This is a genomic window from Streptomyces sp. NPDC090442, assembly GCF_044769405.1.
Classification (GTDB): Bacteria; Actinomycetota; Actinomycetes; order Streptomycetales; family Streptomycetaceae; genus Streptomyces.
This window is the reverse complement of record NZ_JBIVXW010000250.1, coordinates 1-1,467: the sequence shown is the minus strand read 5'-3', so window position 1 is coordinate 1,467 and position 1,467 is coordinate 1. Positions and strand designations below refer to the sequence as shown.

Genomic DNA, 1,467 nt, shown 5'->3' with positions numbered 1-1,467 from the left:
TGCTCCAACACCATCCGCGACGACGCCAACGAGAACGCCACATCAACCAGGGACAGTTCAGGACGATCACCAAGGAACGCCCCCAACCGCTCCGCCTGCGCCCGCAACCCCGCCTCAGTCCTCCCCGACAACACCCACGCCACCGGACCCGCAGCCGACCGGCCGGACACGACCTCCTTCGCCTCCGGCACCTGCTCCAAAATCACATGCGCATTAGTGCCACTGATCCCAAACGACGACACACCCGCACGACGCACCCGCCCAGACTCCGGCCACAGACGATTCTCCGTCACCAACTCCACCGCACCAACAGACCAATCCACATGCGAAGACGGAGCATCCACATGCAACGTCTTCGGCAACACACCACGCCGCATCGCCTCAACCATCTTGATCACACCAGCCACACCCGCAGCCGCCTGCGTATGACCCATATTCGACTTGACGGAACCAAGCAACAACGGACGACCCTCCGGCCGCCCCTGACCATAAGTCGCCAACAACGCCTGCGCCTCAATGGGATCACCCAACCTCGTACCCGTCCCATGCGCCTCCACCACATCCACCTCAGCCGCCGACAACCGCGCATTCGCCAACGCCTGCCGAATCACCCGCTGCTGCGACGGACCATTCGGCGCAGTCAAACCGTTCGACGCACCATCCTGATTCACCGCCGAACCCCGCATCACCGCCAACACCCGATGCCCAAGACGACGCGCATCCGACAACCGCTCCAACAACACAACCCCCACACCCTCAGAAAACCCCGCACCATCAGCCGCATCCGCAAACGCCTTACACCGACCATCCGACGCCAAACCACCCTGCCGCGACATCTCCACCAACAACGACGGCCGCGCCATCACCGTCACCCCACCAGCCAACGCCAACGAACACTCACCACCACGCAACGACTGCCCAGCCAAATGCATCGCCACCAACGACGACGAACACGCCGTATCCACCGTCACCGCAGGACCCTCAAACCCCAACGCATACGCCACCCGCCCCGACACCACACTCCCCGAATTCCCCGTCCCGATATACCCCTCAGCACCCTCCGGCACCACCCGCAACCCCGACGCATAATCGTGATACATCACCCCACTAAAAACACCCGTCCGACTCCCCCGCAACCCCGACACATCAATACCCGCATGCTCAAACGCCTCCCACGACGCCTCCAACAACAACCGCTGCTGAGGATCCATCGCCACCGCCTCACGCGGCGAAATACCAAAGAACCCCGCATCAAACTCACCCGCACCATAAAGAAAACCCCCCTCCCACAAACCCCCACCCCCAACCGACGCCAACGCAGCAAGCCCCTCAACATCCCACCCACGATCCCCCGGCAACCCCGACACCGCATCACCACCCGAAACCACCAACCCCCACAAACCCTCAACATCCACCACACCACCCGGATACCGACACGCCATACCAACAATCGCAATCGGCTCGTCA

General features: G+C 62.6%; 1 protein-coding gene. It reads right to left on the bottom strand.

Annotation, left to right across the window (positions count from 1 at the left end):
- Window positions 1–1,467: type I polyketide synthase (locus tag ACIQU6_RS44805; protein ID WP_403488503.1), on the bottom strand; the 1,467-nt coding region annotated here is incomplete at both ends.